Below are 8,815 nucleotides of genomic sequence, written 5' to 3' on the forward strand. Positions count from 1 at the left end.
GAACAGGCTCACGCTATATGGAGGCATCCTTTTCCTTTTCTGTGATACGGACATTATATTCGTCAATCCCTGGACAGGCAATACCGTCAGCTTTCGGGCATTATGCTTCAGCGTAAACAATATAGGAAGAATGGTTCATTCACTTCTTTTATATAAAAGCAAACAACTGATTGGCTATTTTTACTGTGTATTGAATTTATAAATAATATGTTCTAATCTCGATACTAGTTCATCATATGTAATAATATCGATAACATTTTTGAACTTTCTTTTTATGACCTCAAAATCTTCACTCTGTATTTGTGTCAATGTATGTTCACGTCCCATAATAATAATTCCACTCGGGTTAACAATTTTAATATGGAAATTATCAGGTAATTGAGTTTGGTACCTTTTCGTTAATGTTTCCTCACCTTGCCTCCCCCATTTGTTTAAATAAAATATATATTTCTCAACTTGCATTACCGAACCCGAAAGTTCTCTTAACGGAATATAGTTATCCCTATATTTATTCTGAGAAACGATACTTTGTCCAAATGGTTTTTTAATTTCAATGATGTCAATATTGCCATTTGAATCTACAAGCAAATAGTCGAGTCTTTTATTTTTATTATTGTATACATCTTTGATTTCTACTTCTTCAAAAACTTTAATATATTTAGGATAGATCAATTGGATGATCTGTAAAATCATTTTTTGCCATTGTTTTTCAGTATAGTTTATTTCATTTTTTAGCATATATTTTAGTTGTTCGAGTAGATAATTATATTTTTCAAACTCTTGATGTGAGAATAAATTAATCAGATTTTCTTTTTTAACGTTTTTATATTTTTTGTTCATGTAGTTTTCGTATATATAATGGGCATCAATAGTACTATCAAAGTAATCCCTTAAAATACTACCTATGCGTGCACTTGCATATTTATTGAGCTCACTAGTATTCGGGAATAAACTAATTAATCTTTCAAATACAGAAAGAGGGAGCTTATCGCTATCATCCCCAATATGAATATCTTCATTAACTATCTCGTTGATTTTTCTAAAAATCGATATGTTTCTATAAGCTGTGAACATTCGGTCATTTATATCAATATTTGATTTTATATATAAGTCTACGTCTAAGGATAATACTTCGCTATTTAATTTATAATAATCGCCATTTAAAATACCTATCTTAAATACAATACGATCTTCATCAATATCGAAATTGTCAAAATCATCTTGATTATATAAGTCTTCTTTTTTAAAGGTATATGTTTTTCTTAAAGTTATTGATTTTCCTTTTAAGAAAATATCATAAACCCACTGTACGCCGTTTTGGGGATAATATTCCAGTAACAGAAAGTCATTTTCTCGAATTATTTTTATCATATCTACTCCTATAATTTACTGTATACCGTTGTCAGATTGATAATTATCACTAAGAAATGTGACCAATTTTTAACGTAGTAGTCACTTTTCCCTCTTCGATATTGTAATAAAATATTCTGTCACAATCTTCTTCGTATTCTTTATCCCCTAATATTAACGTCTTCTCATCTTTTGTATTTAATAAATAGAGTTCTCCTTGTTCCGTTTCGATGGTTATTATTTTTTGCTTGGGTTGTGGGAAACCGTAAGAACGCGCCCAATTCAAATATCCTTCAACTATTATTCCTGGTATTAAAGAGAGAAAAACAAATAAAATAATTGGAATCTCATTCCCTTTCAATGTTGTCATCTCAAGAACATGATAAAAAAAACTTATATCAATAGCAAAATACATAAACCACAGCATAATCATGTGGAGCATGATGATTAACAAAATTATGTTTTTCATGTTTTTAGAATAATTAATTTTTTTTATTTTCTTGAAAAAAAGTAATATTAATAAAAATAAAAAAACAAAAAAATAAAGTACAATTATTATCGCTGCCAATTTAATAACTATATCAATATTTTTTTTCTCAATTCCCTCCCAGAACAAAAAACCTATTACAATATTAAAAGCAGTCAATCCAATACCTCCAAAAATATATTTTAGAAGTATATTCCATCTCCTCTTATCTCTGCTTAAAAGCATCAACTCTAATTTAGTTTTTGAGAAAGCACGAATTGCAGACGGAATCATAGCTAGAAAAATAAAAATAGAGGCAATCAACCAACTTTTACTCTCTATTAAGAATTTTGCTGCTTCAATCATCTTATTTTCCTCCATGCGTATTTAGGATTGATGCTTTTTAGAGAAGTTAACTTCTTTCCCTACTCCTGCACCCTCACCCCCAACACCTTCCCCGCCACATCCACATGCTCATGATCGAGTTCCACCTTCACTCGACCCAATCGTCTCTTCTCCCGCCACTCTCTAAGCTGCTCTTCCGTCTCCAACTTCAATTCGGCAATCTCGGTGGCGCGATCGAACATATATTTCGTGGTAAAGAGGCAGGTTCGCACTCCCAGTCCGCCTGATAGAATTGGTGTTGGTCTTGTCTGCCATTGTTCGACCGTAAATTTGACATAAAGCTTGTTTTCGGTACCTTTGCGTGCCGGACGTTCTTCGATCTGATCACGTGGTATGACCTGCCAGCCAGCAATTTTCCCATACAAGAAAACACCCTGTAGCCCAGATGCAAACAGATTCTTCGATTGGTAAATCGCAATATACTCTAGCTGCGTTAAGATCGAATGATCGGTTATATTAGCCAGCGGCATGTGATAGAATGTGTTTTCCTTGACTAGGTCTAATTGCGAGCGATCCTTCAACGAACCGACCAGTACATTTTTGCCGCCGAGTTTATTTTCGTAATATTGCTTCGTTCCGCGAGACTGCGTTGATCGCTCGTATGCTTTTTCCGGACTATCCTGAATAAGCTCGTCTAAGAATTTTTCCATGAGGCTCGTCGCATTCGGCAAGAACGGAAATGCGCCAATGTTTATCAACTCGATACTTTTATAAAACCGATGCTGTTGGAATTGTTCCTCATTCGCATACGGGAAAAGCACATATGCCCCGAACATGCTGCGTTCGTACTGGTTCGTACCCGCCTCTTGGTAGACAATGGCATCCCGGTAACGATGCATCGTGTTTATGTCTTCTTCCTCCGGACCGGGTAGTCCATAAGTTCTATGATAGGGCGTACCTTCGTAAGCAGGGTTGAGGCGGTATTTGGCATCGAACACATATTTATAAATCTGCTGCTTTTGATCGACGTCATGTTTATGTAATGTCAACACATTATCTGGTCTCTGCGATAAGGTCGGCCACTGGCGGTCCTCGGCTGGCAAGGAATTATAATACAATGTGAAACGCTCGCCGTTGCGCGGGTTTTCGTACTGCACCGCCGCCGATTGCTTCCGATCCAAAGTAACGAATAACCCGTTTCGATTGACCCGGATGACATCTTGTTTGATTAACTTATACTTTTTGCTTAATAGATCATGAATTTTGAGAAAACACCAATACTCGTACAACTGAGCTAAATCCTTCATCGACAAATGAAACAGATCGCTTTGAATCGAAAGCCCTTTCATTAACATCAAGTAGATCCGATAAACATCGCGATATCCCGGTGCCATTTGCAGTACTAGCGAAACGGAAATCTGTCTTAATGGCCCCGTATCCCGGAGAAAATCAAATTGCAACAAGCGTTGAATTTGCGTTTGCATGCGCTGGATTTTTTCGATGAGAAGCGGATCGGGTTTTCGATCTTTCAGAGCGATCCGCGAACGGAGCTGCTTCAGTTTGCTATCGATTCGTTCCAGCACCCATCGAAGAAAACGATTTTCCCCTGTATCGAAATCGAGCTTCCGCTTCGTTTCCAATAATTTCGTCGGTCGATAGCGTTGCCCGCCTACCTCCACAACGCCATGCTTTGCATCCTTTTCAAGAAAATGCGGATGACGTGCTAGGAAGGCGATGTTTTCCTTGCCTGCTCGCTTTACTTTTGCAGCATCCATAAGTTTCTGTTCCTGATAAAGCCGATGATGCGGAGCATCCTTAATTCGTTCAATCGCACCGACAAGTTGTTGAAATACATGCTGTGAGATCGTGAAGAACTCTGTTAAACTCGGGTTTTGCGTTTCTTTCAGCCCCGTGAAATGATAAGTTTTCCGCAAAAAATCAAACGACAGATTATATATTTGCCGGTTCACATCCTCCAGGATCGCTTGGTAATCCCGTTTGTAATCTAATTTCGAGGGGAAAATTTCAAGCCGAAGCTGAAGTCCCGCTCCGCCATTGACCTTCACTTCCAGATCGGTGTAGCCAACCTCATTTTTGAAATTTAGAATGCCAGATAGAATCTCGTTCCCTTTCTGCCCGATCGCTTGGCGCAGATGAATGTTCTCATGATGAAAATAAAGCTGATCTTCCGTTTTCTTATGAATGACAAGTTCATAATTTTGCGTTTCGTAAAAGCAAGGATACACCGTTTCCTGCAAAGCATCGACCAACGCTCCGTATTTCGGCGAATACACCTGGACGGAGTGAAATTGCAACAACGAGGAATGGGTAGCGACCTCTAACGAAGCTTCCACCCACTCCACATCTTGACGATGCAAATGCAACGTTTCCACCGTGGGGTGAAACGGCTTTCCCTCCATATACAGGTCAAAGAGATTCGTCTCAATTCGTAACAGTTCCACCGGTTGATTAAGAGAGCCAGAATGAGGTGAATCCATCTTCCTCTAACCTCCGTAGCATGTAAGCCAATTTTCGCGCACTTTGCGGATAGAGCGCTTTCGTTTCTTCCCCAGAACGCCGCCAAGGATCATATAGTTGAGAGGCGTCATTTAGCAACTCTTCCATTTTCCCTTTCTGATTCGTGCAAAATAGCATGAGTTCAATGATCAAACGTTTGACCGATTGACTGCTTCCTTGGATTCTCGGCAACACTTTCTGCAATAGTTGCAGATCGAATGCCTGCTCTTCTGTCATCAGTTCAAACCGCTGATTATAAATCATATAAAAGCAAATCGCATCCCGGACCCGAAAACCGACATGAGCATGAATTTCTTCTAACATCTGGTTGATTCGAACCAGTTTTTCGGTTGTCTTCTTAATAAGCTCGGAATGTTCCGCATACGCATCCTTCAACTGTAAATAATCGCTCCGTAACAAGGATGAAGGCGCTTGGCCATGTTCTACAATTACCTTCTCTATCTCTATCTCAGGGAAATCCTGCAGATCAATGTAGTTAAACTCGATCGTATTGGCACGGTCCAGCACTTTTTTGCTAAATGGATGGGTCGTCTCGTCCATATTGACGGTTCCGACGATAAATACATTGTCCGGTATGTATAAATCGGCCGTACGCTCTTCGTTTCCGCTTGTATGTAGCATCTCTTTCGGTACAATGGTATCAGTTACGATCCGGCCATCTTTCCAATGCTGCGTTTCCAATAAACTCAATACATCGCTAAAATAATGCTCCACCCGCGCCAGATTCATTTCATCTAAGCAGATGAAGTAAGGTTTGTGCCGATTCTCTCGTTTCGATGCTTCTACTAGAACTTTCGTCAGCTCTCCCGGGCGAAAAACACCCGAAAGATCCTGGTATCCAATCAAATCCGTCGGATCGCTCCAATCCGGTCTCACGGGAATTAGCGTAAACTGCTTATTGGCCTCCGTCGCTCCGATCGCTTCCGCAAATAGTTTCACCAGCTTCGTTTTCCCCGTACCTGATATGCCGGCAAGGATGACGAAGGGCTTAGATTTGAGGGAGAGATAGAAGTTCTCGACCATATGATCAGGATATTGGAATCCTTTTTGCTTAATAAAGGTTTTAATGTATGCCAATCTGTCCGTAACTGTCAATGAATCGACAGGTGCTTGTTCCTCGATATCCATCGCAATATATTGGTTCCCCTCTTTGGTTATATACATCAGTTCTTGGAGCCAGTTTAATACGAATCTCGATCTACTATTTTGTGTAACTTCTCCCCAGGAATCTTGTTTACCAAGTGCAGCGACAAATCGCTCGCTAAAATTCGTTAAATCAAATTGTCGTAGCTCCTGAACGATTTGAACAGCACTACGAATTGCTTTTAATAAGTTGGAATGATCGTGGTTCGTAATATATTCACGTAATAATGTTATTTGCTGTTCGCCGAGTTGCCAGAAGTTCTGTCCTCGATCTAAATAGAATTCATATCCTTGTTCTGTTAATATGTATGTTTTATTGTTCAACTCAACAAGACCCAGTTCAGACAAGGCCCGCCCAATATGCTGGATACGAACTCTTGGACGTTTAACGTCGTCACCTGAGAATAAGACTTTATTTTGGTTATCGATTAACTGCTCTATAGTTGCCCCAATAGGGTACACTGATCCCAAAAAATTTGTAACTCCTTGAGTCAAATAAAGATGCGCAATCATGTAGTTGTAGCTTCCTACTTCATCATCTTCCTCGGGTGCAACAGATTTAATTAATGCTTCATGGAACGAGAGACCTAACATTCGTTGGCTATAGTAATTTTGTATTTCTTCCACTGCATAGTCGTATAACTCATTCCATACGCTGTTATCCCACTGGCTATACCATTTCTCCTGAAAGCCGATCGTTTGCAGTTCCGCATTCTTCTCTATAAGCGCGGATAACGCTGCAATAGGCGTATCAATGATCGCTTGAACTTGATTCAAGGTTACTGCTTCCCATCCGGAAGCGATCTTATCTGGAGGCTGATCAACAGGTGCACCAATTTCCTCTCTTTGCTGAAGATAGCCAAGAAACCGCTTCTTCACCTCATTGAAGGATACTTCCCTCTGGTTGCTCACTTTCATTTCATCTATTAGTGCCAGGACAAGCACCATTTTATAAGATTTTTGCTTATGTACAAAAATTGAAGATAGTTCCGCTGGTAACGTCATGTTCATCACCCGTATCATTTTTATGTTAAAAAAGACTTACAATATTCTAAATTTTCCGACATTAGTCCTATTAATTCGGCAAAATGAGAGGGAATACCTGCAAATTGCAATTTTATTGCGAACTTTATACTAATTCCACTCTATAAAAAAGCGGTTAAATCAAGAACCCCACTACGTTTAGTGGGGTTCTTGTTTCTAAATTACATTCAATACATTTGAAGACCTTTGAATAGCTTTTTTAATTTCTATAGCAATTGATTTTGCCAAGAGTGGAGGAACTGCATTACCTACTTGAGTATATTGGGGAACTTCGATTTTTCTTCTGTGCCCCCCTGTGGTGCGTTTTCCAAGAAATTCAAAACTGTCATCAAAGGATTGAAGTCTTGCCATTTCACGAACAGTTAATATTCTATTTTCAAATGGTGATAAAAAGTCATCTGGTAATGTTACCATTGTAGGAGCAATGCCTGTACTTAATAGCTTTATACGGCTATTCTTCTTTGTAAGTAATGCTTCAAGCATTTGATTGGTGATATTCTTTTTCAAAAATCTTTGAATTATTTCATCAGTACTGTATTCTTGGGCCAATTTATTCTGACACTCTTGCAAGAGAGAAGGATATCGCCTTAAATCGAGTCCTTCTTCAAGTATTCTCTTCATCAGCATAGCTGAGCTTTCACCTTGGCGGAATAATGAGAAACGTTCGGTGATTAATAAATTATGTTTTGAAAGTTCATGATTATAAGTATAATGATGGTTAGGTATTCGTAAATTTTTGGTTGTTGGAGTCCTGCCGTTTTGAGATTCCATCTGATAATCCGTAGTCACAGGATTGAACTGTGAACGTAATGATGGGCTGATTATCAGATCACCGATTGCATCGAGGACTGAGATCTTTTGGGTATCATTCGATGTTGTCGGCTCTGGATATTGGGGGGTAGCTTGCCCATCTGCATAAGCAATAAAAATTACCCTTTTACGTCTCTGTGGTACTCCATAATCCGAAGCGTCAAGGACCTTAGGCTTCAAGGTAAGGTAACCGATTTGGTTAAATTCTTCTAACAAAATATCAGGTAAAACCATATCGTCATCATATAGTTTTCCTTTAACACCTTGATAACCTTGAAGTTTAGTATCTAAGAAGCCTTCAACATTCTCCATAACTACGTATTTGGGTTTAATCTCATTCACAATTCTTAGATATTCCCTGAACAAGAGGTTTCTTGGGTCATCTTTTTTTCTTTGACCTGCCCTACTAAATCCTTGACAAGGTGGTCCACCAAAAATCGCATCAATAGTAGGGATTGAGCGACCTTTAAAAAGTTCAAGATCTTTAATTGCACGAAGGATACTGTCCCCGGACAGTTCCTTAACATCGGCGAGTTCGAAATGCGTATTCTCCCCGTGGTGCAATCCCAATCGTTCGTGTCTGTTCGTATAAGTCAATTTAACAGACTCGTTAATATCACTTGAGAAAATTATGTGGAACCCAGCTTGAAGAATTCCTTCACTCATACCTCCGGCTCCACAAAACAGGTCAATAGCAAGTGGTTTCATTAAATCACTCCAGTGCCTTAACTTCTTGGTGTTAACGATATAATCTGAGTTGCTTTCACGTAGGTAATTATCAATAGATATTATCCTACAATTTTTCGAAAAAGTCCAGGCTTTTTTTTCTGTCATATTTATCCCTCCCAATCGGAACGTTTGTTCTCATATCATTATACCAAACAAACATTCTGGTTTAAAGTGGGATTTTGATAAAATATTACCTCGCAGGAGATGAAAAAAATTGACGCAAAACATTGTTGAGCATCTAAGGGAAGAAGCAGTCAATAAATTATTTGACCCTAAATTTCGAAAGTACCGTTCATTGAAAACATAAAAAAGTGCCCAAATCTTTGGTAGAATGGTGTTTGTCGAGAACACTACACCCAAAGAGAGGAGCACCTTTTAGGTGAAGTCTAC

General features: G+C 38.8%; 5 protein-coding genes. All 5 read right to left on the reverse strand.

Going from position 1 to position 8,815, the window contains the following annotated elements; genetic code table 11:
• Positions 1-180: 180 nt before the first annotated feature.
• The 5 genes from KQI79_RS26565 to KQI79_RS26585 all read right to left on the reverse strand — a co-directional run bounded on the left by KQI79_RS26565 (position 181) and on the right by KQI79_RS26585 (position 8,530).
• The gene (locus tag KQI79_RS26565) at positions 181-1,371 is read right to left on the reverse strand and encodes a Shedu immune nuclease family protein (RefSeq protein WP_216541360.1); all 1,191 of its coding nucleotides are present in this window, start codon (positions 1,369-1,371) and stop codon (positions 181-183) included.
• A 49-nt stretch (positions 1,372-1,420) separates the two neighbouring features.
• On the reverse strand, positions 1,421-2,182 hold the full coding sequence (locus tag KQI79_RS26570) for a hypothetical protein (RefSeq protein WP_216541361.1): 762 nt from the start codon (positions 2,180-2,182) through the stop codon (positions 1,421-1,423).
• A gap of 59 nt (positions 2,183-2,241) precedes the next feature.
• On the reverse strand, positions 2,242-4,659 hold the full coding sequence (locus tag KQI79_RS26575; RefSeq protein ID WP_216541362.1) for a restriction endonuclease-like protein: 2,418 nt from the start codon (positions 4,657-4,659) through the stop codon (positions 2,242-2,244).
• The gene (locus KQI79_RS26580) at positions 4,631-6,847 is read right to left on the reverse strand and encodes an McrB family protein (protein ID WP_216541363.1); all 2,217 of its coding nucleotides are present in this window, start codon (positions 6,845-6,847) and stop codon (positions 4,631-4,633) included. The genes KQI79_RS26575 and KQI79_RS26580 overlap by 29 nt, the downstream gene beginning before the upstream one ends.
• A gap of 195 nt (positions 6,848-7,042) precedes the next feature.
• Positions 7,043-8,530 carry a DNA cytosine methyltransferase gene (locus tag KQI79_RS26585; RefSeq protein ID WP_253298431.1) on the reverse strand — a complete coding sequence of 496 codons (1,488 nt, stop codon included), beginning with the start codon at positions 8,528-8,530 and terminating at the stop codon, positions 7,043-7,045.
• Between the last annotated feature and the right edge of the window lie 285 nt (positions 8,531-8,815).

Source organism: Paenibacillus sp. MSJ-34 (assembly GCF_018918005.1).
In the GTDB taxonomy this organism is placed as follows: domain Bacteria; phylum Bacillota; class Bacilli; order Paenibacillales; family Paenibacillaceae; genus MSJ-34.